The sequence below is a fragment of the Paludisphaera borealis genome, from assembly GCF_001956985.1.
GTDB classification, from domain to species: Bacteria; Planctomycetota; Planctomycetia; order Isosphaerales; family Isosphaeraceae; genus Paludisphaera; species Paludisphaera borealis.
Map to the genome: position 1 here is coordinate 1043549 of NZ_CP019082.1, position 25827 is coordinate 1069375.

General features: G+C 67.6%; 19 protein-coding genes. 12 read left to right on the forward strand and 7 right to left on the reverse strand.

Going from position 1 to position 25827, the window contains the following annotated elements:
• Positions 1-59: 59 nt before the first annotated feature.
• A complete protein-coding gene (locus BSF38_RS04065; RefSeq protein WP_076343575.1) occupies positions 60-320 on the forward strand; it encodes a hypothetical protein in 261 nt (86 codons plus the stop codon).
• A gap of 35 nt (positions 321-355) precedes the next feature.
• Here BSF38_RS04065 and BSF38_RS04070 read toward each other — a convergent pair whose 3' ends face one another.
• Positions 356-1225 carry a sulfurtransferase gene (locus BSF38_RS04070; protein WP_076343576.1) on the reverse strand — a complete coding sequence of 290 codons (870 nt, stop codon included), beginning with the start codon at positions 1223-1225 and terminating at the stop codon, positions 356-358.
• A 126-nt stretch (positions 1226-1351) separates the two neighbouring features.
• On the opposite strand from BSF38_RS04070, the gene BSF38_RS04075 reads away from it, so the two are divergent.
• Together BSF38_RS04075 and BSF38_RS04080 are read left to right on the forward strand one after the other, a co-directional pair.
• On the forward strand, positions 1352-2353 hold the full coding sequence (locus tag BSF38_RS04075; protein ID WP_076343577.1) for a zinc-dependent alcohol dehydrogenase family protein: 1002 nt from the start codon (positions 1352-1354) through the stop codon (positions 2351-2353).
• A gap of 561 nt (positions 2354-2914) precedes the next feature.
• On the forward strand, positions 2915-3313 hold the full coding sequence (locus BSF38_RS04080) for a hypothetical protein (protein ID WP_237170729.1): 399 nt from the start codon (positions 2915-2917) through the stop codon (positions 3311-3313).
• Between the two features lie 136 nt (positions 3314-3449).
• Here BSF38_RS04080 and BSF38_RS04085 read toward each other — a convergent pair whose 3' ends face one another.
• From BSF38_RS04085 to pabB, 3 genes are read right to left on the reverse strand one after another with little or no spacing between them, the layout of a single operon-like run.
• The gene (locus BSF38_RS04085; protein WP_076343578.1) at positions 3450-4595 is read right to left on the reverse strand and encodes a Nif3-like dinuclear metal center hexameric protein; all 1146 of its coding nucleotides are present in this window, start codon (positions 4593-4595) and stop codon (positions 3450-3452) included.
• Positions 4592-5413, reverse strand: a complete 822-nt coding sequence (locus BSF38_RS04090; RefSeq protein ID WP_076343579.1) for an aminotransferase class IV — start codon at positions 5411-5413, stop codon at positions 4592-4594. Before BSF38_RS04090 ends, BSF38_RS04085 begins: the two co-directional genes overlap by 4 nt.
• A complete protein-coding gene (pabB, locus tag BSF38_RS04095) occupies positions 5400-6833 on the reverse strand; it encodes an aminodeoxychorismate synthase component I (RefSeq protein ID WP_076343580.1) in 1434 nt (477 codons plus the stop codon). Before pabB ends, BSF38_RS04090 begins: the two co-directional genes overlap by 14 nt.
• Positions 6834-6955: 122 nt before the next feature.
• Here pabB and BSF38_RS04100 point away from each other — a divergent pair, with 122 nt between their 5' ends.
• From BSF38_RS04100 to BSF38_RS04115, 4 genes are all read left to right on the forward strand, one after another.
• A complete protein-coding gene (locus BSF38_RS04100) occupies positions 6956-7744 on the forward strand; it encodes a sugar phosphate isomerase/epimerase family protein (protein ID WP_076343581.1) in 789 nt (262 codons plus the stop codon).
• Positions 7745-7911: 167 nt separating this feature from the next.
• A complete protein-coding gene (locus BSF38_RS04105) occupies positions 7912-8664 on the forward strand; it encodes a YceH family protein (RefSeq protein ID WP_076350582.1) in 753 nt (250 codons plus the stop codon).
• 4 nt (positions 8665-8668) lie between these two features.
• The gene (locus tag BSF38_RS04110) at positions 8669-11632 is read left to right on the forward strand and encodes a glycoside hydrolase family 38 N-terminal domain-containing protein (RefSeq protein ID WP_076343582.1); all 2964 of its coding nucleotides are present in this window, start codon (positions 8669-8671) and stop codon (positions 11630-11632) included.
• Positions 11633-11756: 124 nt separating this feature from the next.
• Entirely contained in the window at positions 11757-17897 is a 6141-nt protein-coding gene (locus tag BSF38_RS04115; protein WP_076343583.1) for an alpha-2-macroglobulin family protein, read from the forward strand.
• 200 nt (positions 17898-18097) lie between these two features.
• Here the strand turns inward: BSF38_RS04115 and BSF38_RS04120 are convergent, their stop codons facing one another.
• Complete coding sequence (locus BSF38_RS04120) at positions 18098-18862, reverse strand: ThuA domain-containing protein (protein ID WP_076343584.1); 765 nt, start codon at positions 18860-18862, stop codon at positions 18098-18100.
• 122 nt (positions 18863-18984) lie between these two features.
• On the opposite strand from BSF38_RS04120, the gene BSF38_RS04125 reads away from it, so the two are divergent.
• From BSF38_RS04125 to BSF38_RS04135, 3 genes are all read left to right on the forward strand, one after another.
• Positions 18985-19557: a hypothetical protein gene (locus BSF38_RS04125; RefSeq protein ID WP_076343585.1), complete on the forward strand. Its 573-nt coding sequence runs from the start codon at positions 18985-18987 to the stop codon at positions 19555-19557.
• Positions 19558-19572: 15 nt separating this feature from the next.
• On the forward strand, positions 19573-20139 hold the full coding sequence (locus BSF38_RS04130) for a hypothetical protein (RefSeq protein ID WP_076343586.1): 567 nt from the start codon (positions 19573-19575) through the stop codon (positions 20137-20139).
• Between the two features lie 169 nt (positions 20140-20308).
• Complete coding sequence (locus tag BSF38_RS04135; RefSeq protein WP_076343587.1) at positions 20309-20653, forward strand: hypothetical protein; 345 nt, start codon at positions 20309-20311, stop codon at positions 20651-20653.
• Positions 20654-20695: 42 nt separating this feature from the next.
• Here BSF38_RS04135 and BSF38_RS04140 read toward each other — a convergent pair whose 3' ends face one another.
• Entirely contained in the window at positions 20696-22435 is a 1740-nt protein-coding gene (locus BSF38_RS04140; protein WP_076343588.1) for a glycosyltransferase family 39 protein, read from the reverse strand.
• Between the two features lie 10 nt (positions 22436-22445).
• Positions 22446-23519: a Gfo/Idh/MocA family protein gene (locus tag BSF38_RS04145; protein WP_237170730.1), complete on the reverse strand. Its 1074-nt coding sequence runs from the start codon at positions 23517-23519 to the stop codon at positions 22446-22448.
• Between the two features lie 240 nt (positions 23520-23759).
• On the opposite strand from BSF38_RS04145, the gene dtd reads away from it, so the two are divergent.
• Together dtd and BSF38_RS04155 are read left to right on the forward strand one after the other, a co-directional pair.
• On the forward strand, positions 23760-24209 hold the full coding sequence (gene dtd, locus BSF38_RS04150) for a D-aminoacyl-tRNA deacylase (RefSeq protein WP_076343589.1): 450 nt from the start codon (positions 23760-23762) through the stop codon (positions 24207-24209).
• 59 nt (positions 24210-24268) lie between these two features.
• Complete coding sequence (locus BSF38_RS04155; RefSeq protein WP_076343590.1) at positions 24269-25804, forward strand: FGGY-family carbohydrate kinase; 1536 nt, start codon at positions 24269-24271, stop codon at positions 25802-25804.
• Positions 25805-25827: the final 23 nt, after the last annotated feature.

Here is a 25827-nt window from a genome sequence, read left to right on the forward strand (position 1 = left end):
GTCTTCGGGAACGGGAACCGTCCACGACTCACTCATTTCCTCGTAAGGATGGTCGCCTCGTGATCAACCCCCGAAACTCCCACACGCCGCTCCCCGACGACCGGCGCAAGCGCTGTCCCATCTGCCGTCAGACGGTCTATTCCGCGGCCGGCATCCATCCTCAGTGCGCCATCAAGCAGGCCGATCCCTGGCGGCCCGCCTCCGCGACGCCCTCCCCCGAGCTGGAACAACAGCCCGAGGTCGTCGAAGCCGAAGCGCCCGCTCCGGTCGTCGTTCCGGCCCCCGCCCTGACCGCCAAGCGACGGGTCAAGCAGGTCTGAGCCTGACTATTCCCCCTGGCGGCTCTTGCTCTCGATCAGGCCTCCACCGGCAGGTCGAGCCGCGCCCCCCATTCGTTCCACGAGCCGTCGTAGTTCGCCAGGTTCGTGTAACCGAGCCGGGCCAGGTTGAACAAGATGGTGGTCGCGGCGACTCCGCCGTTGCAATACGCGACGACCGGTCGGTCGGCTGTCACGCCCTCCTTGTCGACCAGCGCGCGAAGCTCGTCAAGCTGTAGGAAGCCCCCTTCTTTCGCGAAGAATCGCTCGCGAGGAAGGCTGGCGGCTCCTGGAATACGTCCGCCACGCGGTCCTCGCCGTCGTGCGGCCGTGTACTGGCCGACATCGCGCGCGTCGAGAAGCTGAAGCTCGGGATCGCCCAATCGCGCGGCGAGCTGCTCGGCGGTCAGCCGCAGCTCTGGCCGGGCGCACGGCGTGAAGACCGCGCGGGGAGGATTCACGGGGCCCGACGCCTCGGGCCGTTCCTCGTCCACCCAGCGGTTCCAGCCCCCTTGCAGCACGCTGACGCGGTTGTGCCCGTAGTAGTTAAGGGCCCACCACAGGCGCGTGGCGTACTGGCCGCCGCTGTGATCGACGGCGACGACGTGTGTCTGGTCACCCACGCCCCGAACCGCCATGGCCTCGGCGAACGCCTCCGGGCCCGCTATCTGAGCGGGGACCGGATCGTCGAGGTCGACGATGTCGCGCGTCCAGTCGATGTACATCGCGCCGGGGATGTGGCTGGCCAGGTATTCGTCGATCGCGCCTCGGTAATCGGCCTGCTCGACCCCTGGTTCGATCGGCCGGGTCACGACGTACCCGCGAACGTCGATCACGCGGACGTCGGCGTCGTTCAGGTGGTCTTCCAGCCATTCGGTCGTGACGAGCAAGTCGTGATCGGCGGGCATTGTGGTTGTTCCCGATGGGTTTTCGATGGCGTTCCCATTAAGATAGCCGGGGTTCGAGGTTTTCCCAAGAGAGCGGCGTGTGCGGCCGTGATTCGGAAGCCTCGTCGATCATCGGGAACAATCGGTATGAAAGCGGCGGTCTTCGAGTCGTTCGGCGGACCTTCGGAGGTCTTGCGAATCCGGGACGTCCCCACGCCCGAGCCGGGGCCGGGCGAGGTCCGCGTGCGGATGATCGCCAGCCCGATCAACCCGTCCGACCTGATGGTCGTCGAGGGGCGTTACGGCGTGCTTCCCACCTTGCCGTCGACGCCCGGCTTCGAGGGGGTCGGCGTGGTCGACAAGGCCGGACCGGGGCTGATGGGGCGGCTCGTGGTCGGCAAGCGCGTGGCCGTGATCAACTCGAAGGGGGGCAACTGGGCCGAGTACGCCGTGATCCCCTGGCGCCAGGCGCGGCCGATCGCCGCCGACATCCCCGACGACCAGGCCGCGACGTTCTTCGTCAACCCGGCCACGGCGCTGGCGATGGTCCGGCACGTCCTCAAAGTCCCGAAGGGGGAATGGCTGCTGATCTCGGCCGCCGGCTCGACGCTCGGCAAGATGATCATCAAGCTCGGTAAACACGACGGCTTCAAGACGCTCTGCGTCGTGCGACGCTCCGAGGCGAAGGCCGAGCTGGTCGCGCTCGGGGCCGACGCCGTGATCAGCTCGTCGGAAGGGTCGGTTCCGGAACAGGTTCGTGCGATCACGGGGGGCGACGGCCCTCGCTACGCCCTCGATCCGGTCGGCGGCGAGGCCGGCACGGCGATCTTCCGGTCGCTTGGAACCGGCGGCCGGCTGATCGTCTACGGCTCATTGACCGGTCAGCCTATCGAGGTCGATCCGCGCCTGGTGATCTCGGGACGGCGGGTGGTCGAAGGCTTCTGGCTCGGCTTTTGGATGCGTGATCGGTCGATTCCCGCGTCGTTGCTCCTGTTCCGAGAGATCGCCGCGTTGATTCGCAACGACGTCCTCACGTCGGAAATCGGTGCCAGCTACGCACTTGACGACATCGTGCCGGCTGTTCGCGAGGCGGCGGCCGTCGGTCGCGGCGGCAAGGTTCTTCTCAAACTCCCCGGTTCGTCGTCGTGATTGTGCGACCCGCCGCGTGAGGCCTGAACTCCACGAGCCTTGAATCTTCGCAACGGCCGCGTCGTCGGCTTCCCCGGTTCGACCAGTTGCGGCGAATCGACGGGCGCGCCGATTAGGAGATTTCGAGAATTCATTCGCCGATGCCCCCCTGGAACGCTACAATTTGGAGTGTAGAGTTCATCAACGCAGACGCGCCGAGCGGCTTGTTCCGTGCTCGCAATGGGCAGGGCGATGGGCCGTCCTCTTTATTTCGACGAACGCCCACCACGTCTGGCCTTGCCGAGATCGACTATCGTGCTGGCAATCTCGTGAAATCGGCCCAACGGCCGACCGTTCACAATTTCGTTCGTTGGGAAGAGGCGGCGCGGGTCTGCGGGGGTTTTGGATTCTATTCTTCTAGCATGATGCTGCTCGATCGAGTTGTTCGATAGGCCGCAGTGTAAAAGACCTGACGCAACGTTGTAACGAAGTCCACGGCTGGAAAGCAAGACGCGGCTGCGTCGGGCGGGGATCTACAAGACGATGAGTAGTGGAACAAGTGGTGCCCAGGACTGGCGAGCGGTGGCGTGCCTGGCCCCGACCGGCGAGCGATTGCTGTGCGTGGGTGAAAGCTCGTCGCAAGTGCGCGCCGCTTACGCGGGTGCCTGGGGCGAGGTGATCCGCGACGAGGATCGCCCGACCGTTCGCGCCATTTCCTTGCAGCGCTGGGCCGGTCAGTTCTGGTCGGGACAGTGGGAGCATCAGATGTATCTGGCTGTCCCCGCGACGCGGACCGGCAAGGCGGCTGGCGGCGAAGTGGTCGACGGCGACGCGGAGCTTGACGGCGACGTGGAAGTCGATCCCGACGCCGAGCCCGAAGTCGAGACGGATGAAGCCGAAGAGGCTGAAGTCGAGGCCGTGCTCGAAGACGAAGAAGATGACCTGCTTGAGACCGGCGGTTCCTCGGCCAAGAAAAATTGAGCCTGTCGTTTCGGCAGGCTGGCGATGAGCCTGCGAAACGATCTCAGTTCGACTTGCCGCCCCGACCGCTCCCTTTCCCCCGGATTACCCCGGGGGTTTTTTTTGGCAGTCCGAGACTGCCTCGATCGCCGTCACTTTAGCTTGCACCCGGATCGTGCCGCGCGGCCTCGCCCGACGTGTGAAGATAGGCGAAGGGGTCGCGCTCGTCGCGGCTCGGCCAGACGATGAGGTCGGGGAAGGTCCGAGCGATCTTGCCGGCAAGATCCTCGACGCCCAGCCGTTCGGTCGCGTAATGGCCGGCGACGAGTAGCCCGACCCCCGCCGCGCGGGCTTCGAGCGCCCGGTGAAAGCGAGCCTCGCCGGTCAGTAAGACTTGGGCGCCAAGCTTGACGGCGTCGCCGAGGAAGTCGTCCCCCGCGCCGCAGGCCACGGCCACGCGTTCGACCCGCGATTCCGGATCGCCGGCCGCCTGGATGGTCGTCAGGCCGAGCGCCCGCGCGGCCGACAGGGCGAATTCGCCGAGCGGTCGCGGTTCGGCGAGCCGCCCGATCCGGCCCGCTCCGATCGTGGTCGTCGTCGAGTTGAGCGGGAAGACGTCGACGGCCGGCTCCTCGTACGAGTGCGCCGCGCGGATCGCGGCGAGGACGGCCGACAGCCGATCCTCCAGGCAAATCATTTCCAGCCGCAACTCGTCGACCGTCTCCCGACGACCGCGCCGGCCGACAGCGGGGGCGGTGTTCTCGTCGCCGAAAAACGTCCCCTGACCGGGGATCGCGAACGAGCACTCGGAGTAGTCGCCGATCCGCCCCGCTCCAGCGCCGAAGGCGGCGGCGAGCACGGTCTCGCGGTCGGACTCCGGCGTGAACACGACGACCTTGAACGAGGAGGGCGCGGCGATGGGCCGGATCGGGGCCGTGTCGAGCAGCCCGAGACGGCGGCAGAGGCCCTCATTGATCCCGTCAACCGCGCTATCGAACGCCGTGTGAGGGCTCGCGATCGCCACGCCGGCCCGTCCAAGCGCCCAGAGCGGAGCGGTCGCCGGCAGGTCCGAACGAATCCGCTTGGTCTCGCGAAAGAGCACCGGGTGATGGCTGACGATCAGCCCGGCCCGCTCGCGGACGGCCTCAAGAGCCGTCTCGGCCGTCACCGTCAAGCAGGTCATCACCCGCTCGATCGGCGCACCGGGATCGCCCCACAAGAGCCCCACGTTGTCCCACGACTCCGCCAGCTGCGACGGCGCGAAGTCTTCCAGCCAGCGAGTCACGTCGGCGACGGTCGTCATGTCGTCTCTCCCGATTTCAACCAGGCGGTCACATCGTCTCGAATTCGCCCGGTCACGGGCCCAGGAGCGGGGAAGTGGGCGTCGCCCCAAGAGCCGACCGGAACGACGCCTCGAACCGCGTTGGTCAGGAACACTTCCTCGGGCTGAATCCTCCGGTCGAAGAGATTCAGGCCGATTTCCTCGACGGCGATCCCTAACGCGGCCGCGCGCTCGACGACGACGCCTCTCATGATACCCGGCACGATCCCGCCGTCGCAGGGAGGCGTCATCAGCTCCCCCCCGACCACGAAGAAGATGTTCGTTCGGCTCCCCTCGCGGACCGAGCCGGTCGAGTCGACCATCAGGCACTCGTCGAAGCCCTCGGCTCGGCTGTTCTCGTGAAGCAACCGGTTCGGCCAGTAATTGAGGCTCTTGTATCCGGCAAGTGTATCATTGCGGGCCGGACCCGCCGGGCCGAGCCGCAGGCCGGTCGCGGGGGCCGGCGCGGGGAGCGGCGACGACCGCATCCAGAGCGTCGAGCCCGCTGATTCCGAGATCCCGCCGCTGAGCGTGATCCGCAGCAAGGCGTCTCCTTCGCGGCCATCGGCGGCCAGCAGGGCGCGGACGTCGTCGGCCGTCGGCTGTTGGTTGGGGTCGAGTGGGATGCGAAGCTGCGCGGCCGACCGTTTCAGTCGGCTCAAGTGCCGGGGCAGCAGCGTCGGCCGGCCGTTCCAGGTGCGCAGGGTTTCAAACAGGCCCAGGCCGTGCTCGAACGTGCGGTCGAGCACGCTGATTCGCAGGGAGTCGTCGGCGACGATCCGGCCTTCAACCCAGATCATTCGGGTCGTCCTTTCCGGTCAGGACGCGGCGAAGGCCCCGGCCCTTGTGCATGGTTTCCTCGAATTCGGCCTCGGGGTCGGAATCGGCGACGATCCCGCCGCCGACCTGATAGCCGACGCGGTCGCCTTCGACGAGTACGGTTCGGATCGCGATGTTGAAGCCGCTCGCTCCGCCTCGGCCGAGATAGCCGATCGCGCCTGTGTAGAGGCTGCGGCGGGTAGGCTCCAACTCGTCGATGATCTCCATCGCGCGGATCTTGGGAGCGCCGGTGATCGAGCCGCCTGGGAAGACCGCGCGGATCACGTCGACCGGGCCGATTTCGGGGCGCAGCCGGCCTTCGACCGTTGCGACCAGGTGGTGAACTTGGGCATAGCTCTCCAGCACGAGCGAATCGACGACGCGGACCGAGCCGAACTGGCAGACGCGCCCGAGGTCGTTGCGTTCCAGGTCGACGATCATGGTCAGCTCGGCGCGGTCCTTGGCCGAGGCCGAAAGCTCGGCGGCGAGCGCCTGGTCGGCCTCGGGCGTCGCTCCCCGAGGCCGTGTCCCCTTGATCGGCCGGGTCGTGATGAGGTCGCCCCGGGTCTGGTAGAACCACTCCGGGCTCGCCGAGACGACGGCCAGGTTGCGCCAGCGGAGGAACGCCGAGAACGGCGCGGGGCTCTCTTGTTGGAGTCGCAGGAACAGGTCGAGCGGCTCGACGCGGCCGGTCGCGGCGAAGCGCTGCGAGAGATTGATCTGGAAGACGTCGCCGGCCGCGATGTAGTCGAGCGCCCGGCCGACGGCCTTCAGGTAGTCATCGCGGTCGAAGTTGCTGGTAAGCGGTCCGAGCGACGACGCGCCGAGGGGGCGGGGCGACTCGTCGGCCCTCCGCAGCGCCCGTCGCCAGAACCGCGCCCGGCGCTCGATCGCCTCGCGGCCCTCGTCGGTCAGATCCCAGGCATAGAGGACGACCGCATCCTTCTCGTGATCGACGACGACGGCCGTATCGTAAAGTGCCATGCGGACGTCGGGCAGCTTCGAGTCGCGGTCGGCCTTGCGCGGCAGGCGTTCGAGCGACGGGGCCAGGTCGTAGCCCAGAAAGCCGATCAAGCCCCCCTGGAATGGGCAAGCATCGGCGTCCGGGGTCTGATCCGTCTCGGCGAGCCGGAAGCGACTCGCGAGCGAGGCCAGCGCGGCGAGGGGATCGGTGCCGGTTTCGTACGAGCCGTCGTCGTTGCGGATCGACCAGCGATCGCCGACCGCCTCGAAGACGAGGCGCGGGTATGCTGCGAGGATCGTCCAGCGGCCGGCCGCGCCGAAGCCGGAACCGCTCGCCAGGATCGCCGGCTCGGGCCAGGCGCCGACGGTCGCGGCCAGTCGGTCGGCCGCCAGGTCCAGGGCGGTTTTTACGATCGTCGGCGTCTCGGGAACTCCCACTGGGCGATTGACCTCATCAAACCGGTCGGCGTCGCGTAACCTATCAGGTGTCGATGATCGTCAATACGCCCGACGGCTTCAACCCTGGCTTTGCGTCCGTCGGTTGAGAGGATAAGTTGGCCATGATACGTAACCCCCTGGGCCTGAGGCTCGACCCCAACCGCGCGATCCGCGAGCAGATCCAGCAAGCCGCCCGCCTGGGCGCGCGGGGCGTCGTGCTGGAAGCGTCCGGCGACCTCGCCCCGCATCGGCTGGGAGAGACCGGGCGTCGCGAGCTAAAGCACCTGCTCCGCTCGGTCGAGCTAACGCTGATCGCGATCCACCTGCCGACGCGCCGGACGTTCGACACGACCGATCAGCTCGACGAACGGGTCCGACGGGTCGACGCCGCCTTCGCAATGACGTTCGATCTGGGCGCGCGTATCGTGCTCGCTCAGATCGGCGCAGCGCCTGACGCCGAGGGCGAAGCGGCCCGCCGCGAGGTTTATACAAGCGCCGTCGCCTCGCTCGCCCGCCGCGCCGAGCATCGGGGCGTCCGCTTGGCGATCGAGAACGGCGCCGAGCCCGGACAGCGGCTTCGGACTTTCCTCGACGCCCTGAACGACCCGTCGCTGGCCGCCAGCGTCGATCCGCCGAGTCTGCTTCGCGCTGGGATCGACCCCGTGACCACTGCGCGCGAGTTGGGACCGTGGCTCGCCCACGCCTACGCGGGGGACGCAGTCGACTCGCCGAACGCCCCTCGCAATCCGCGTGGCGTCGGCTTTCATCCCGGCTCGCTCGACTGGGAAGAGTACATCGGCGCTCTGGAAGAGGTCGCCTACCACGGCTTCCTGACCGTCTGGCCCGAACCGACTGCCGATCCCGCCCGCCAGTTCAAGGCCGTCGTCGAGCGGATCAGCGAGATCGGCTGAAAAACAGATCGCGGCGCACGCTCCGCTCCAAAGGCCCACCGCACGCCGACTCCTTGTTGCGCTGTCGCCGGCACGGCTACCATGGGCCGGACGCCACGTGCGAGGCTCCCACGATATGTTTCGTTTTTCCGTCGGATTCGGCCGACGCGATGAGGATGGAACCGATCATGAGCGATAGTGAAACGACGAGCACACCCGCGGTCTCCTGGGTTCCGCTCACCCCCGACGAGCGGCGCGTGGTGGGAGTCCTCGCCGAGAAGGCCAAGACGACGCCCGAATACTACCCGATGACCGTTGCCGCGATCGTTACGGGCTGCAACCAGAAGTCGAACCGCGATCCGATCACCAACTTCGACGCCGACGACGCCGAGGACATCCTCCACACCCTTCGCAAGAAGGGGGCCACGATCCTCGTCGAATCGGGCGGTCGGGTGCAGCGTTGGAAGCACACCCTTTACGATTGGCTGAAGGTCAGCAAGGTCGAGCTGGCCGTGGTCGTCGAGCTGCTGCTTCGAGGCCCGCAGACCGAAGGCGAGCTTCGGGCGCGGGCGAGCCGGATGGAGCCCCTGGCTGACCTCGCCGCCCTGCAAGCCCAGCTCGATTCCCTCTCGGCTCGCAATCTCGTGATCTATCTTTCTCCCCCCGGGCAGAAGCGCGGCGTGACGGTCACGCACGGGCTTTATCCGCCCGCCGAGCTGGAGAAGGTCCGCCGCGCTTACGCACAGTCCGCCGCGGCGTTGGGCGACGACGAGGAACCGCCGTCGCGGACGTCGTCTTCCCGCGCCGAGTCGTCCCCCGCATCGACGGCCGCCTGGCAGGCCGAGGCGACCGCGCTCCGTGCCGAGGTCGAAGACCTGCGCGGCCGTGTCGACACCCTCGCCGCCGAGCTTCGCGACCTACGCAACGCCCTCGGAGCCTGATCGCATGAGCACGCCCGAACTCGAACCGACCGAATCCGCCGCCGAGCCAGCCGTCTCGCCCGAGACCCCGCCCCCGCCCTCGCCGCCTCGGACCGGCTGGACGCTCGTCGCCCTGATCCCCGACGACGGCAAGCAGCCTCCCGCCGACCTCTCGGACGCGACGGCCCAGAACGCCTGGTGCGCCGTGTCGGCCCTCTGGCATCCCTCATTGCTGGCGCGGGCGTCGGGCTTGCCGAAGATCGAGCCGATCCAGGACCCGTCGGGCCCCACGCCGCGCGAGATCCGTCTGGCGGTCGGCGGGACGCTCAACCTCCTGCCGTCGGGCTACCGGACCCAGGCCGCCGACGCCGGGGCGATCCTGCTTGAATCAGGCCCCGACCGCGACGCGATGATCAGGCAGATCCAGGAGCTTCTGGGCGCGGTGGGCACGCCCGAGACTTCGGACGACGCCGCGATGATCGACACGGCCCGCGACTTTCTGGCCCTCGGCCTGGTTCACTGGCTGGTTCGCGACCTCTCGATCGCGATGGGCCACCACGACGCCATCAACGAAGAGGCTCTGGCCCGTGAGACCCTCGCCGGTGCCGACGCCTGGCAAAACGGCGACCGGCCGACCGCAGTCAACCGGCTCCGGGCCGCGTTCGAGGTGCTCACCCAGGCCCGTGAACGCTCCTATCCCGTCGACGCCTACCTGCTGGACCTCTGTCTGCTCGACCCGGCGCTGCCGGCCGGCGCGCTGGCCGCCCCTCTGGAATCGCGGGTGGCGATCACATTTCTGGCCCAGGCCGACGCGATTGAGAGCCAGGCCCGGCAGGACCCGGAGCGGATCGCGGCCCTTTGCCAGGCGATCACCGACGGCTGGGTCGACGTCGTCGGCGGCGCGTATTCCGAAGCCGAAGACCCGCTCTTGCCCCTCGAATCGACTTTCTGGCAGCTTCGTCGCGGCGGCGCGGTCTATCGCGAGCATCTCGAAGAGCGGAACGTCGAGACCTTCGCCCGTCGCCGGTTCGGCCTCTCGACCCAGGTTCCGCAACTCGCCCGCCGGTTCGGCTTCCGGTTCGCGGTCCACTTCGCCCTCGACGGCGGCAAGTTCCCGATCCGGTCCGAGCCCAAGCGGCTGTGGGAGAGCCCCGACGGCTCGAACCTCGAAAGCCTGCTGCGCGTTCCCATGCCGGCCGACCGTCCTTCGCGGGGCCTGATGTTCCCCTGGCTGCTCGCGACGACCATGCGCAACGACCACGTCGCGACGGTGCCGCTCGTCCACTGGCCGGCACCGGTCGCCTCGTGGTATCTCGACCTCCGCCGCGCCGCGACCCATTCGCCGGTGTTCGGCCGATGGACGACGCTCAACGATTACTTCCACCTGACCGACCGGCCCTACGAGACCTTCCGTCCCCAGCCTGACGCCTACGCGACCCCTTATCTGGCGCAGTCGGCGGCCCGTCGCGAGCCCGAGCCGATCTCGCGGCTGGCCCGGCATCACCGCCTCCGCGCGGGGGTGGAAGCGGTGCAGTGGACGCGGGCGCTGGCATTGGCCTTGTCGTCGGCCCTCCAAGGCGCTTCGGCCGAGCCTCATGAGCACGACCCGGCCGACGACGTCGCGGCCGTCGAGAACGCTGTCGAGACCGGCAAGCACGCCGAAGCGGCGACGGCCCTGGAGACGCTCGAACCGCTGTGGGCGAAAGTCTTGGCCGGAAAGATTGGATCGGCGGGTTCCAGCACTCATCCGAAGCCGCGGCCGGGCTACCTGGTCGTCAATCCCCTGGGCGTGGCGCGGCGTGTCGCCGTCGTCCTGCCCGACGCGGCGGCCGATCTGCGTCCGGAAGGGGGCCTTCGCGCCGCGCAACTGACCGACGACGGAGTGGCGGCGGTCGTCGACCTGCCGGCCTTCGGATTCGCCTGGATTCCGCGCGAGTGCGATCCCGAACGTCCCGCCGCGCCACTCGGCAACGTCTCGGCGAGCGGGCGCGTTCTCAAAAACGAGTCGATCGAGGTGGAGATCGACGACGAGAGCGGGGGGATTCGGGGGATCATGGGGGTCGGCGAATCGACGGCCCGGCTGGGCCAGCAGTTCATCATGACGGGCCTCGGCGAGGCCGACGGCAAGCCGATCGTCTCTCGGATGAAGCGCGAACGGTTCGAGGTCGAGTACGCCGGCCCGGCGCTCGTCCAGGCGGTCGCGACGTCACGGCTCGTCGATCCGGCCGACGGCCGCGCGCTGGCGCGGGTCGATCTTCGCTATCGACTCTGGACCGGCCGGCCGGTCGTCGAGATCGACGTCTCCCTGAGTGACATCGACCCCAACTGGGCCGCCAACGCGGCCGGGGCCGACCCCTGGAAACATTACCTCGCCTGCCGCTGGGCCTGGCCCGATTCGAGCGCGATGCTCAGGCGCACGGTTTTCTTCACGCCCGAGCTGAGCGAGCTGGAGCGGCCGGAGACGCCCGACGCGCTCGACGTCTCGACCCGTCGCCAGCGCACGGCGATGATCTTCGGCGGCCTCCCCTATCACCAGAAGGCCGGCGGCCGGATGCTCGACACGCTGCTCGTGGCCGGCTCAGAGACCGGGCGCAACTTCCGCGTCGGGGTCGTCCTCGATCTCGAACATCCGTTCCACGCGGCCCAGGACTGGACCTCCCCCGCTCCGGTGGTCGCGACCGACGACGGCCCCCCCGCGATGGGCGATCGCGGCTGGCTGATGAACGTCGACCACAAGGCCGTGGCGGTCACGCACGTCGGGTTCACGCCGACGACCTTCGACGACCGCGGCTGGGGCCTCGTCGTCCACCTCGTCGAGACCGCCGGCCAGGCCGCCCGCTGCCGGCTCCGGTTCTTCCGCAACCCGACCTGGGCGCGACAGTGCGACTTCCAGGGCGAGGCCGTCGTCGACCTCAACGTCGACGGCGACGCCGTGCTCCTCGACCTCATGCCCAACGAGTTGGCGCGGATCGAGGTCTCGTTCGGTTAGGGGAGCGCGATCGGCCGGACGGTTCCCCTAAGAAACCGCCGTGAGTAACGTATAGATAGAGTACGGATGCCATCTCCGTTCCGGGCTGCGAGACGTCATTTCGCCCGACTCGTGCGAGGTCACCATGAAACTGTCGAGTCTAGCTCTGATCGCCGCGGCGGGTTCCCTGACGATTCTCTGCGGCGCGTTCGCCGGCCGCCTCGGCGCGGAGCCTCCCAGGTCTAAGGACGCGTTCGACGCCCTATTCAAGCAGGGGAATTTCAAGGACGCCTATAACGGCTACCGCGCATTGGCCCTCAACCCGTCGGCCGATCAGGGCGACGTCGACGTGTCGTTGCGTCAGGGGCTGCAATGTCTGGCGCAACTGGGGCGTGAAGCCGAATCGGACGAGTTCCTCGAAGCCGTCGTCGCCGCGTGGAAGAACGACGGCCGCGTACTCACGTCCGTGGCCGAGTGCTATCTGGACGGCGTCCAGCACAACGGATCGATCGTCGCCGGCAAGTTCTCCCGAGGGCGACAGCGCCAGCCGGGGCGGTTCGTGGCCACGGCCGACCGCGACCGCGTCCGGGCCTTGCAATTGCTGCTTCAGGCCATGCCCCAGATGAAAGCCGACCGCGACCGGAACCGGGCGGGACGGTTCTTCCTGACCCTGGCGAACGCCCTGGCCTTCGAGCGGATTCCCGGGGCCGCCTGGCGGTTTCAGAGCCTGACCTCGCTGGAGACGCTCCCCGACTACGACGAGCAGCAATACTTCGGAGGATGGCGCGGCGGAGGCGGCGGCGCCACGGGTGCCCCCGTCGACGCCGACGGCAAGCCGGTCTATTACCAGGTTCCCGAGAGCTTCGAGAAGGCGGCGAACGACGGCCAGCGGTGGCGGTGGGCGCTCGCGCAAGCGGCGGAGGCCAATCCCGAACTGGTCAACACGGTCCGTTTCACGCTCGGCCAGTTCGTGCTCAGCCAGTTCGGCGTTCAGACGATCGCGGGTGTTGAACCTTTCCAGGGCGAGGACGGGGAAGCTCCCGTTACGAGTCCCTACGCGTTCGAAACTCTGCGTGACGACGAGACCATGGCGCGGCTGGCGACGGGTGTCAAACGCTTCACTCTGCCCGACGAGTTCAACCCAATCAAGATCTTCCAGGAGATAGTCGAGAAGCCCTCGACCGGCAAGGCTGAGGACGCGGTGCAGATGCTGGCGTCGATCTTCGCCAACCGCCGCCAGTTCGTCCGCTCGGCCGAATACTGGGCGCTGGCAAAGGCGAAGTACGGCGACCCTCACAAGACGTATCAGAATCAACTTGACCAGATCACCGGCGGATGGGGCGAGTTCGGAACCCTGGCGACCCAGCCGGCGGGCCGCGGCGCGACGGTCGACTATCGGTTCCGCAACGGCCGGCTCGTCCACTTCGAAGCCCACCGCATCCTGTTCGACAAGCTGCTCGACGACGTCAAGGCTTATATCAACACGCGACCGCACCAACTCGACTGGCAGCAGCTCAACATCGACGACGTCGGGACACGCCTGGTGACGCTGAATCAGCAGCAGTATCTCGGCGAGTCGGTCGCGCGCTGGGACCTCGCTCTCGACCCTCTGTCCGGCCATTTCGATAAGCGAATCACCGTCTCGACTCCCTTGCAGAAAGCCGGCGCCTATCTGCTGACCGCCCGGGTCGAGGGGGGCAACACCAGCCGGATCGTGGTCTGGCTCGACGACACAGTCTTGATCCGCAAGCCGATGGAGAAGCAGTCGTATTACTACGCGGCCGATGCGCGGACGGGCAAGCCGATCGCCGGCGCCGACGTCGAGCTGTTCGGCTGGCGGATGCGGAACATCATCGGGACCAACAAGTTCGAGACCGACGTCAAGACCGAGGCGTACCGGACCGACGACGCGGGCCAGGTCTTCGCGCCGATCCCCGAGCCGCGAGCGGACGAGAGAGGCCCGTTTCAGTGGCTGGCGACCGCCCGGACGGCCGACGGACGGCTTGCGCATCTCGGGTTCTCGAACGTCTGGCGGATCGACCGGCAAGACCCGTTGTACGATCAGGTCCGCGTTTACACGATCACCGACCGCCCCGTGTACCGGCCCGGCGCCCCGGTGCGGTTCAAGTTCTGGGTCGCGCGGTCGCGGTACGACCAGCCCGACGCCTCCGACTTCGCCGGACAGGATTTCCAGGTCGAGATCCACAATCCCAAGGGTGAGAAGGTCTTCACCAAGACCCTCCGTTCCGACGCGTTCGGCGGTTTCGACGGCACGTTCGAGCTACCCTCCGACGCCGCGCTCGGGACGTACCAGGCGGTCGTCGTCGATCGCGGCGGCGGCACGTTCCGCGTCGAGGAGTACAAGAAGCCCGAGTTCGAGGTCAAGGTCGACGCTCCGACCAAGCCCGTGATGCTCGGCGAGAAGGTCAAGGCGACGATCAAGGCCGACTACTACTTCGGCGGCCCCGTCACCGAGGCGAAGGTCAAGTACAAGGTCACCCGCACCAACGCCGACGAGCGTTGGTTCCCGGTCGGCCGCTGGGATTGGCTTTACGGCTCGGGCTACTGGTGGTTCGCGGCCGACTCTTCGTGGTATCCCGGGTGGTCGCGGTGGGGGATGTTCCGCCGGTCGCCGCCGTGGTGGGGAAGCCGCCAGGGGCCGCCCGAAGTCGTCGCCCAGGCCGAGGTTCCGATCCGCCCCGACGGCACGATCGAGGTCGAGATCGACACCGCGCTCGCCAAGGCCTCTCACCCCAACCACGACCATCGTTACGAGATCGAGGCTGAAGTCGTCGATCAGTCGCGGCGGACGATCGTCGGCAACGGCAAGGTTCTGGTCGCCCGCAAGCCGTTCGCCGTTTATACGTGGGTCGAGCGCGGTCATTACCGCGCGGGCGACGTGATCGAGGCCGGCGTCCGGGCTCAGACGCTCGACAACAAGCCGGTCGTCGGCAAGGGGACGCTCAAGCTCCTCAAGGTCACGTACGAGGCCGACGGCAAGCCCGTCGAGACGGCCGTCGAAAGCTGGCCGCTGACCCTCGACGCCGACGGTCAGACGCATCAGACGATCAAGGCCGCCCAGGACGGCCAGTACCGGCTCTCGGCCGAGGTCGACGACGGCCAGGGACACGCGATCGAAGGAGGCTATCTGCTGACCGTCACCGGGCAGGGCTTCGACGGCGCGAGCTTTCGGTTCAACGACCTGGAGATCATCCCCGAGCAGAAGGAATACCGGGCCGGCGAGAAGATCCGCCTGCTCATCAACGCCAACCAGGTCGATTCGACGGTCCTGCTGTTCGTCCGCCCGGTCGGGGGGACCTACCTTCCACCCCGGGTCGTGCGGATCAAGGGGAAGAGTACGATCGAGGAGATCGACGTCGCGCCGCGCGACATGCCCAACATGTTCATCGAGGCCCTGACCATCGCCGGCGGCAAGGTGTTCGACGAGGCCCGCGAGATCGCCGTGCCCCCCGAGTCGCGGGTCGTGAACGTCGAGGTCACTCCGTCGCAGGCGACGTACAAGCCCGGCGAGAAGGCCAAGATCGCCCTCAAGCTGACCGGCCCCGACGGCAAGCCGTTCGCCGGCTCGACCGTCGTGACCGTCTACGACAAGGCCGTCGAGTACATCTCGGGCGGCTCGAACGTCCCCGAGATCAGGGACGCCTTCTGGAACTGGAAGCGGACGCACAACCCGCAGACCGCTTCGAGCCTCGACCTCAACTTCGGGAACCTGCTCAAGCCGGGCGAGATCGCGATGCAAACCCTGGGCGCGTTCGGCGGATTCCCCGGCGGCGGGCCCCCATGGCAGGTCGGGTTCACGTTCCAGATGCCGGGTCGTCGGATGTTCGGCATGCAGGCCGCGATGGCGCCCGCGCCGATGGCCGCCGGCATGGGCGGTATGGGGGGCGAGATGGAAGGTGCCCGGATGATGGCCAAGGGCGACGCCGCCGAGGTAGGCGAAAAGGACAAGGCCGCTGCGGTCCCGAACGGTCCCCAGCCCGTCGTCCGCACGAACTTCGCCGACACCGCGTACTGGGCGGCGGCCGTCGAGGCCCGGCCCGACGGGACGGCGGACGTCGAGTTCCCGCTGCCCGACAGTCTCACCACCTGGAAGACCCGCGCCTGGACGCTCGGCAAGGGGACCCAGGTCGGCCAGGCCGAGGCCGAGATCGTCACGTCCAAGGACCTTCTGGTCCGGCTCCAGGCCCCTCGGTTCTTCGTCCAGAAGGACGAGGTCGTGCTGTCGGCGGTCGTCCACAATAAGCTCAAGGACGCGAAGCAGGTCCAGGTGATCCTTGAACTCGACGGCAGCGTGCTCGAACCGATGGTCGAGACGTCGAAGACCGTCATGATCGCCGCCGGCTCCGAGACCCGGGTCGACTGGCGGGTGAAGGTCGCGCACGAAGGCCAGGCCGTGATCCGCATGAAGGCGCTCTCGGACGTTGATTCCGACGCCGCCCAGATGAGCTTCCCGGCCTACGTCCACGGCATGCTCAAGATGGAAGCCTTCGCCGGCGCGCTTCGCCCAGACGAGAACGAGGGCCAGGTGTTTGTGCGCGTCCCCGAAGACCGCCGCCCCGATCAGACGAAGCTCGAAGTGCGGTACTCGCCGACCCTCGCCGGCGCGCTGGTCGACGCTCTGCCCTACCTCGCCGACTACCCATACGGCTGCACCGAGCAGACGCTCAACCGGTTCCTCCCCACGGTCATCACCCAGCGGGCGATCATCGACCTGGGCGTCGATCTGAAGGCGGTCCGCGACAAGCACACGAACCTCAACGCCCAGCAGTTGGGCGACGGCCGCGACCAGGCCAGGCGGTTGAAGGTCGGCGACGGCAACCCGGTCTTCGACGTCGACGAGGTCGTCAAGATGGCCCGCGCGGGCATTCAGCGGCTCGCCGACATGCAGCTCGACGACGGCGGCTGGGGCTGGTTCTCCGGCTTCGGCGAGCACTCCTCGGCTCACATGACGGCCCTGGTCGTGCACGGGCTCCAGCTCGGCCGGCAGAACGACCTGGCGCTTCCCGAGGGGATGCTCGAACGCGGCCTGACGTGGCTCACGACCTACCAGGCCAAGCAGGTCCAGCTTCTGGAGAACGGCGTCAGCGAGGTCAAGCCGTACAAGAAGAACGTCGACGACGTCGACGCTTTCGTCTTCATGGTCCTGTGCGACGCCGAAGTCCGCAACGAGAAGATGCTCGGCTTCCTCGACCGCGACCGCACCCACCTGGCCGTCTACGGCAAGTGTCTGTTCGGCCTGGCTCTCGAACGGATCGGCGAGCGCGACAAGCTAGCGATGGTTTTGCAGAACGTCCGCCAGTACCTTGTCGAGGACGACGAGAACCAGACGGCCTACCTGAAGCTTCCGAACGAAGGCTACTGGTGGAGCTGGCACGGCAGCGACACCGAGACCGACGCCTTCTATCTGAAACTTCTCGTCCGGACCGACCCCAAGGGCCGGACCACGTCGAGGCTGGTCAAGTACGTCCTCAACAACCGCAAGCACGGCTGTTACTGGAACTCGACCCGCGACACGGCGTTCAACATCGAGGCCCTGGCTGAATACCTCAAGGCCAGCGGCGAGAACAAGCCCGACATGACCGTCACGGTTGCCGTCGACGGCCAGGCTCGCAAGGAGGTCCGGATCACCCCCGCCGACCTGTTCAGCTTCGACGGCACGCTGACCCTTGAAGGCAAGGCACTCGACTCGGGCGAGCACAAGATCTCGATCGTCAAGAAGGGGACCGGGCCGCTCTACTACAACACCTACCTGACCAACTTCACGCTCGAAGACCCGATCACCCGCGCCGGGCTCGAAATCAAGGTCGACCGCAAGGTCTATCGCCTGATCCGCGACGACAAGACGGTCGACGCGGCCGGGGGCCGAGGGCAGGTCGTCGGCCATCGCGTCGAGAAGTACAAGCGCGAGCTGCTGCCCGAAGGGGCGACGCTCAAGAGCGGCGAGCTGGTCGAGGTCGAGCTTGAGATCGACAGCAAGAACGACTACGAGTACCTCGTCTTCGAGGACTACAAGGCGGCCGGCTTCGAGCCCGTCGAGGTCCGCAGCGGCTACAACGGCAACGACCTCGGCGCCTACGTCGAGTTCCGCGACGAGCGGGTCGCGTTCTTCGTCCCGTCGCTCGGCCGGGGCCGCCGCAGCGTCTCGTACCGCCTGCGGGCCGAGATCCCCGGCGCGTTCCACGCCCTGCCCGCCCGAGCCGAGGCCATGTACGCGCCCGAGCTGAAGGGCAATTCCGACGAGATCAAGCTCAACATCGTCGATTGAGCCGGTGGGACGGGTATGCCGAGCCCCCAAATACGAGCCCGAAACGCCAGCGAGTGCACGGCTTCGACTGGCCGACCGGAAATGCACTCGCTGGCGCTTCGGGCTTGTACGAGGCCGGGTTTCCTACGGCGTCATGATGGTTTGAATTTGGGAGGAATCCACCTCAGGTCGTGCTCAACCTGATTGGAAACCGCGCTGACTCATCTTTTCCCGGCTGCCCAGTCGATCCCCTGGAGGACCAAGCGGTTGAAACCGGGGTTGCGGAGCGGGTCGTCCTTGTCCGGCCCGAAGTCGCGGTGGCCGAAGACGGTGTGGAAGACGCGGCCCTTGCCGAAGGTCTGGGTCCATGCGATCGGCCAGGCGACTCCCTCGAATTCGACGACGGCCAGCGGCTCGACGCCGGGCGTCATCTGGAGGTGGTAGTACAGCTCGTCCTTGAGCGGGAAGTCCGAGAGCCCCTTCGCGACCGGATTGTCGGGCTGGGCGATCTTGACGGTGTAGTCCCCCTTGCGGACCTTGCCGTCGGGAAGTCCGAAGTGCGAGAAGACGCCGCCGAGCATGAGCTTGAACTCGGGTTCCCAGTCGGCCGGAGCGTTGTCGCCGCCGTGAATCGAGACGTAGCCCTTGCCCGACTGGACGAAGGCGACGAGGGCCAATTGCTGGGCCTTGGTGAGCTTGATCTCGGGCGCGCGGCGATCGGCGATGGCGACGACCAGGTCGTACTTGGCCAGGGCCGGGGTGTCGAGAACGGCGGCCTCCTCGGTCACGGTCACCTCGTAGCGGCCGGTGTTCTCAAGCTCGGCGGTAAGGTAGAATGCCTGTTCGCGGTATCCGTGATGCTCCCGCTGGCCTCCCGAGAGCAACAGAACCTTGGCGCCGCCGGGCGCTTTTTTCTGGGCGAGCGCCGGGGCGCACGGGAGGCCGATCAGGCAGAGGCAAAGCCAACCAATCGCGGATCGAGTCACGGCTGCGCTCCTCGGGGCTGCGGACGTCGGGACGAAGACCTCACGCGTAGGGTAGTCGCAATTTCGGCCCGTCGCAAGCGGCGACGTCGGCCGACCGTATCAATCAACAGAGAGGACGAATCATGAAGCGTACGTATTTCCAGGCTCGTCGATTCTTCGGCGTCGCCGCGAGCCTCGTCGTGGCCGCGGGCCTCATGGGCGCCGACGATCCCAAGAAGACGGTCGAAGCGGGCGGAGTGACTTTCAAGGCGCCCGAGTCGTGGAAGTCGGTCCCGACCAAGTCCCAGATGCGTAAGGCCCAGCTTCGGGTCGAGCCGATCAAGGGCGACGACTTCCCGGCCGACTTGGTCGTCTACGTGTTCCCCGGCGGCGCCGGCAGCGTCGACGCCAACGTCGAGCGTTGGCAGAAACAGTTCAAGGATGCCGACGGCAAGACCCCCAAGATCGAGAGCAAGAAGGTCAAGGCGAAGAACGCCGAGGCGACCCGGGTCGAGACCTCGGGCTTGTACCACCCCACGGCCTTCCCCGGCATGCCCGCCGAGCCCGACCGGCCCAACGCCCGGCTCCTGGGCGCGATCGTCGTGACCGACAAGTACGGCTACTTCCTGAAGATGGTCGGACCCGACAAGACCATGAAGGAAGCTTCCAAGGCCTTCGACGAGCTGATCTCCTCGCTCGAGGTCGGCGAGAACTGAGAGAGGATCGGGTCCATGTCGTCCGCGACCATCGTCTGCGCGCGTTGCACGCTCGCGAACTACGGGACGGACCGCTTCTGCGCGGGCTGCGGGTTGCCGATGGGCGGCGTGCAGCCCGACGCCGGTGCCGCGGCCGAGGCGCTCGGGCCCTACGAGGCGCCCGAGCCCGCCGACCCCGACGTCGAGCGGACGATTCACGCGTTCGTCGAGCGCTCCGGCTTCGAGATCGCCCCCGCCCCTCGCGGCTGGCAGGCGACCGTCCCGTTGCGCCTCGACCGCCGGCAGGCCGTCTACCTCGGCCCGGCGGGCGTCGACGCCGAGGGCCGCGCCCTGGTCGCGTTCGTCTCGGTCTGCGGGCCGGTCAACGACCGCGACTGCCGCATCCTCCTGAAGCTCAACGCTCGCATGACCGACGGCTGCTTCGCCATCCGCGTCCTGCGCGGCGAGGAGTATTTCGTCTTCGTCGAGAACCTCCCCGTCGCTTTCTGCGCCCTGATCGACTCCCAGAAGCTCCTGCGGCGGATCGCCGACCTGGCCGACGGCCTCGAAGACCGCCTCTCGCGCGGCCGCGACCTCTACTGACCGTCAAACGTCCTATTTCAACACCACTCGCTGTCCCTCGTGATGGCTTGAGATCTCGTCCGGGATGTGATTGACTATCGAGTATGCATGCATTGTCTCTCGTGCGCCTCGTAACCCCGGGGTCATCGGGAGGGGCCATGGTTGCCTCGCGTAGAGTGGAGAAGACCGGATGAGTTCAAAGTACGATCGGGCGAACGTCGTCGGCGAAACGCGAGCCCGTGCGTTTTTCAAGCCGTTGCTCGTCGGCCAAATCGTCTCTCTCCTGATCCTCTTCGCCGTGTTCAGCGTCGCCGGCTTCTTCGGTGTCGACGTGATCTTCCTAAACAGGAGGCCGGTTCATGGGCCTACGGCGCTCGCGGTCGGATCGGTCGTTGCGGTTGTGTTCACGTTAGTATTTGCGCCCTTGTATGCCGCTTTCGTCTGCCTAGGATTGTGGATCTTCTCGCGCTTCCGGCGACTGATGATCCGCGTCGACTCGACTTACGAAGATCCCTCCGCCGAGTCCGCTATCTGACCGCCAATGACCCACGGAGACCGCCGTGCGAAGGCCGCCTTCTCAAAGCACATGTCGTGAAACGCTCGCGGAACGTAGGTCGTCACGGCCGATCCGTGCGTCGACATATCGGTAGATCGCGATCGTCGCGTCGTCCGTCAACGCGACCGGCTCGACCCCGTCGAGCTTCCGGAAGAACCCGGGCGGTGCCCAGGGGCCGAACTGGAGCGACGCCGAGACGGCGACGTACGCCGTCCGCACCGTCTCCGGAGTGGGCAGCGCCGAGTGGTCGTCGACGGCGTTGACCGTGTAGGATGTTCCGAGTACGCCGTAGTACGCCGGGTCGGTGTCGCCGAAGTAGTAGAAAGTCAGGTCGCGGAATTCAGGACGGGCTTGCTGGAGTCGTGCGAGCGACTTGAGCCCCTGGCCCCAATCGAGGTTCGAGTCGGCCAGGATGCGCCGGCCGCCGACCGGTCCTCCCGCGAGAACATGGAAATACGTCAGCTCGTTGGGATGGACGGCCGCCACGGCGATCGCCTGCCCCACGAGGCCGAGCGCGACGACCGCCTCGCGCATCCGCAGGCGTCGAGGTGGGGCGTCCGGCTTGTCGCGGGCGATCCGCGAGACCCAGACGATCGCCAGCGGCGCGAGGGGCAAGAGGTAGCGGAAGCCGTAGTTCCGCGACGACCCGACCGCCGTGACGATCAGGAACAGGACCATGAACTGGATCAGCATCCGGTCGGACGGCCCGCTTCGGGCTTCGGGCCTGACCGCGATCGCCAACCGCCAGACAGCGAGCAGCCAGAACGTGAGCGGGACTTTCACGGCCGCCGCCGCCAGGTAGTAGTACCACCAGCCGGTCATGCGGGTTCGGCCCATCAGGTAGCTTGGGCCTCCCGAGAGCTGGTGATGCATCTGCGTCGCAAAGCCGACCCAATCCTGGGGAAGCGGCGTCTCGTACAGCCGGGCGATCAGCGGCCCAAGTGCGCCGAACCGACCGACGGCGCTCGGGTGCTCACCGGTTGCCGGGCTGAGGGGCAAAGTCGAAAATCCAGTCAGCGCGAAGTCGCTCAGCAGCAGGGCCGCCACGTACGCCGCCATGCCCACCGCGTTCTGGACCGTGTGCCGGACAAGCTCCCCCCGCGACATCCCCCGGCGCAGGCCGTCGGCCCACCAGACGAGGGCGAGGATGGGCGGGAAAAGCACGACCGAGAACTTGCACGAGAACGCCAGCCCACCGAGGATCGCCGAGGTCCAGAACCAGCGCCGGCGGCCGTTGTTCAAGTAGGCCCAGAAGGCCATGAGCATCGCCGTCGACGCGGTGGTCAAAGGCGTCTCCATCGTGATCAGCGACCCGTGGGCGATCAGGTTGGGGCTCAAGGCGTACAGCCAGGCGGCCGCCGCCATCGCCTTCGAACCGTTGAGCCGTCGGGCCCACCAGGCGGTGAGCGCCAGGCCCAGCAGCCAGATCCACGACGCTCCGATTCGGACCAGCGGCAGCAGCTCGGCCTGGCGTTCGATGGGGGCATCGATCAGCGCTCCCTTGCCGATCCGGTCGAGGACCCAGTAGACGGGAGCCTGCTGGATCTTCCAGAACAGGATCGGCGAGCCCATCCGGGTGATCCCGACCCGCTCGCCGGTCCGCCACCAGCGGGCGCCGACCTTGAGGTAGGTGACCTCATCGTAGGTCGCCGACAGGCTTCGGGCCGAGTCCCAGACCAGCAGCAGGCCGACGACCCCGGCCGCCGCGGCGAGGAGGAGCCAGAGCCGACCGCCGGATGCCCGTTCGCGATCGTGGGCCACGGCTTTCGTCCTATTTCAATGGCGGAGGATCGGACTTCCCGGCCTCGTGCGACCCCCGGCCGACGACGATCCCCTCGGTCTGGCTCCGGCGCAGGTCGTGGACGAGTCGGGCGACGGCGAGGGCGTCGCGGATTGTGGGGGCGAACGACCGCTCCAGGCGTACGAGGCGATGGAACTGGTCGTTGAGCACGTCGCCGACGGTGGGCTCCAGCGGCAGCCGCTCCTCGTGGGTGCCGGTCGAGTCCCACCACTGGATGCGGTCGGGCATTTCGAGCCAGGCGGCGCCGCGCTCCGCGAACACCTGGAAGCCGGCGGGGGGCAGGAACCGGCTGGCCTCGCCCCAGGCTGTGCGGTGGTAGCGGTTATAGGAAATCTGCGCGGCGGCCCCCCCGGGAAACTCCGCCGTGAAGCTCTCGAAATCGGCCTCGGCGTTCGCGCCTTGCTCCGGGGGCAGGACGACCGAGCGGGCCGACGAGATAGATTCAGGGGGTGCCTGGAAGAGGAACGAGCACCAGTCGAGCAGGTAGCTGCCGGGATCGATCGTCAGCGGCACCGGGACGACCTGGGTGGTCGGCCCCGGCACGGCGTAGCGGTCGAAGCCGAAGAGTCGCGAATGCCCGATCACCAGCCTCGATGGGCCCAACGTCGTGGCGAGTAGTTCCTTGAGTCGGAGCGTGGCCGGATAGCAGCGACGGGCGAACTCGGGCATGAAGACGACGCCCGACTCCTCGACCCGCTTGACCAGCAGTTCCAGTTCGGCCAGGTCGTCCGACAGCGGCAACGCGCAGTAGATCGGCTTCGAGGCCGCGCAGGCCAGGTGCACCGGATGGAGTCCGAACCACTGGGGCGAGAGCAGGTACACTGCGTCGACGTCGGGCCGCTCGATCAGCTCGGCCAGCCCCGCGCTCGGCGTGCAGCCGAGCTGCGCGGCCTCGATCTCGGCCCTCCGGTAGACCTGATCGTACACCGCCGTGACACGGAACCGGTCGTGGAAGCGCGCCAAGGAAGGCTTGTGCCGGGTCTCCCAGAGCCGTCCCAGACCGATGACTCCGATCCGGAGCGGGAGGTTTTTCGACTCTTCCAAATCCGCCTCCTCACGCCCTCGCCCGACGGTTCTCACGGGGCTCGACGATCCAGTTTCCGGTCCTCGCCCACAAAGGTATCACCAATCCGCCCCGCCAACCACCCGGAACGACGCGTCATCGGCCTGCCGCCAGGCCGGTCAAACCTCGACGCCGGGGCTCCAAGCTCTTCTGATTCGGCTTCGAGCGGGGTTAAGATGTTTGCGGATGTCGTCCCACCCTTCGGCCGGAGATCGTCTGCGATGCGTGCGGTCGTACAACGAGTGTCGCGGGCGTCGGTCGATGTGGACGGCGCCTGCGTCGGCCGGATCGCCGGCGGCTGGCTCGTGCTTCTTGGCGTCGGCCGCGAAGACGGCCCCGAGGACGCCGCGCGCCTGGCCGATAAGATCCTGAACCTGCGGGCGTTCGAGGACGAGCAGGGCAAGATGAACCGGAGCGTCGTCGACGTTAGGGGCGGCCTGCTGGTCGTCAGTCAGTTCACGATCATGGCCGATTGCCGCAGCGGTCGCCGTCCGGGCTTCACCGATGCCGCGGACCCGGAAACGGCGGAGGCGCTCTACCTGCATTTCAAGGAACTCCTGGGGACCTCCGGCCTCGAAGTGGCCGCCGGCGTCTTCCGCGCGACGATGCAGGTCGAGCTGGTCAACGACGGACCGGTGACGTTTCTGCTCGACAGCCGCCGTCTCTTCTAAGTGTAGTACCGATCGACCACGATCCAAACCCATTTCCCTCGTTGACGAGGCCCTCTCCCATGCCTAACCGGACGCCCCACGAATCGCTCGTCCTGGGACTCGACGTCGGCACCCAGAGCCTTCGCGCCGCGCTGGTCGACCTCCAAGGGAGGACCGTCGCCTTCGGGGTCGCGCCGATCGAGACGACCTACCCCCGACCGACCTGGGCCGAGCAAGACCCGCTCCAGTGGTGGCAGGGCGCCAAGACGGCCGTCCGCGAGGCGCTGGCAAAGGCCGACGCGACGCCCGATCAGGTCGCGGCGATCGGCCTCGACTGCACCGCCTGCACGGTCCTGGCCTGCGATCTCGACGGCCGGCCGCTTCGCCCCGCCCTGCTCTGGATGGACCAGCGGTCGTTCCGCGAGGCCGATGAGATCAGCGCCACGGGCGACCCGATGCTCCGCTACGTCTCGGGCCGGGTTTCGCCCGAGTGGATGCTCCCCAAGGCCCTCTGGCTCAAGCGGAACGAGCCCGAGACCTACAACCGAGCCGACCGGATCGTCGAGTGCACGAACTGGATGATGCACCGGCTGACCGGCGAATGGACGCTCTCGCTGAACCACGTGGCGGTCAAGTGGAACTACGCCCGGCCCGACGGCGGCTGGCCGCTCGGGATGATGGCGGCGGTCGGCCTCGACGACCTGCCGTCCAAGTGGCCCGCCGAGATCGTCCCGCTCGGCAAGGGGGACGCCCGCCTCTGCGCGCGGGCGGCCGACGAGCTGGGTCTGAAGGCTGGCACGCCCGTGGCCCAGGGGGGCATCGACGCCTACCTCGGCATGCTCGGGCTGGGGGCGACCGGCGACGGCGACGTCGCCCTGATCGTCGGGTCAAGCACCTGCCACCTGGCCCAGACCCGCGAAGGGGTTTTCGGCTCGGGCGCCGGCGGCTGCTATCCCGACGCCACCGTCGAAGGGCTGTACACGCTCGAAGCCGGGCAGACCGCCACGGGCTCGATCCTCGACTGGTACCGTCGCCACTTCGCCGGCCGTGAGCAGGCCGAGGCCGAGTCGCGCGGGGTCAACGTCTACCAGATCCTGGATGAGCAGGCCGCCGCCGTCCCGCCCGGCAGCGACGGTCTCATCGTCCGCGAAGACTGGCAAGGCAACCGCTCCCCGTACAAGAACCCCCAGGCCCGAGGCGCAATCGTCGGGCTGTCGCTGGCCCACGGCCCCGGCCACGTCTTCCGGGCCCTGTACGAGGCCACGGCGATGGGCACCCGGCACATCCTCGAAGACGCCTCGGACCACGGGCTGAAGGTCGAGCGGGTGTTCATCGGCGGCGGCGGGGCCAAGTCGCCACTTTGGCTCCAGATCCACGCCGACGTCCTCAAGAAGCCGGTCCACCTGACCCGCGAGGGGGAGTCGTGCGCCCTGGGCTCGGCCATGACCGCCGCCGTCGCCGCCGGAGCCTACCGCGATTTCGACGAGGCCGGCCGCGCCATGGTCGCCATCGAGAAGACCGTCGAGCCCAGGCCGGCGAATGAGCAGATCTATGACGAACTATTCGAGAGATACGTCGATCTCTACGGACGGCTCAACAAGCCTCCTCTTGGATAGAACTTCGTGAATGCGTCGGCCCG

Excerpts from the sequence above, each read along its gene's own strand:
- BSF38_RS04155 (WP_076343590.1), top strand. The coding sequence starts at position 24,269 with ATGCCTAACCGGACGCCCCACGAATCGCTCGTCCTGGGACTCGACGTC.
- BSF38_RS04075 (WP_076343577.1), top strand. The coding sequence starts at position 1,352 with ATGAAAGCGGCGGTCTTCGAGTCGTTCGGCGGACCTTCGGAGGTCTTG.
- BSF38_RS04090 (WP_076343579.1), bottom strand. The coding sequence starts at position 5,413 with ATGATCTGGGTTGAAGGCCGGATCGTCGCCGACGACTCCCTGCGAATC.
- BSF38_RS04135 (WP_076343587.1), top strand. The coding sequence starts at position 20,309 with ATGAGTTCAAAGTACGATCGGGCGAACGTCGTCGGCGAAACGCGAGCC.
- BSF38_RS04105 (WP_076350582.1), top strand. The coding sequence starts at position 7,912 with ATGAGCGATAGTGAAACGACGAGCACACCCGCGGTCTCCTGGGTTCCG.
- BSF38_RS04070 (WP_076343576.1), bottom strand. The coding sequence starts at position 1,225 with ATGCCCGCCGATCACGACTTGCTCGTCACGACCGAATGGCTGGAAGAC.
- BSF38_RS04110 (WP_076343582.1), top strand. The coding sequence starts at position 8,669 with ATGAGCACGCCCGAACTCGAACCGACCGAATCCGCCGCCGAGCCAGCC.
- BSF38_RS04130 (WP_076343586.1), top strand. The coding sequence starts at position 19,573 with ATGTCGTCCGCGACCATCGTCTGCGCGCGTTGCACGCTCGCGAACTAC.
- dtd (WP_076343589.1), top strand. The coding sequence starts at position 23,760 with ATGCGTGCGGTCGTACAACGAGTGTCGCGGGCGTCGGTCGATGTGGAC.
- BSF38_RS04125 (WP_076343585.1), top strand. The coding sequence starts at position 18,985 with ATGAAGCGTACGTATTTCCAGGCTCGTCGATTCTTCGGCGTCGCCGCG.
- BSF38_RS04115 (WP_076343583.1), top strand. The coding sequence starts at position 11,757 with ATGAAACTGTCGAGTCTAGCTCTGATCGCCGCGGCGGGTTCCCTGACG.
- BSF38_RS04085 (WP_076343578.1), bottom strand. The coding sequence starts at position 4,595 with ATGACGACCGTCGCCGACGTGACTCGCTGGCTGGAAGACTTCGCGCCG.
- BSF38_RS04100 (WP_076343581.1), top strand. The coding sequence starts at position 6,956 with ATGATACGTAACCCCCTGGGCCTGAGGCTCGACCCCAACCGCGCGATC.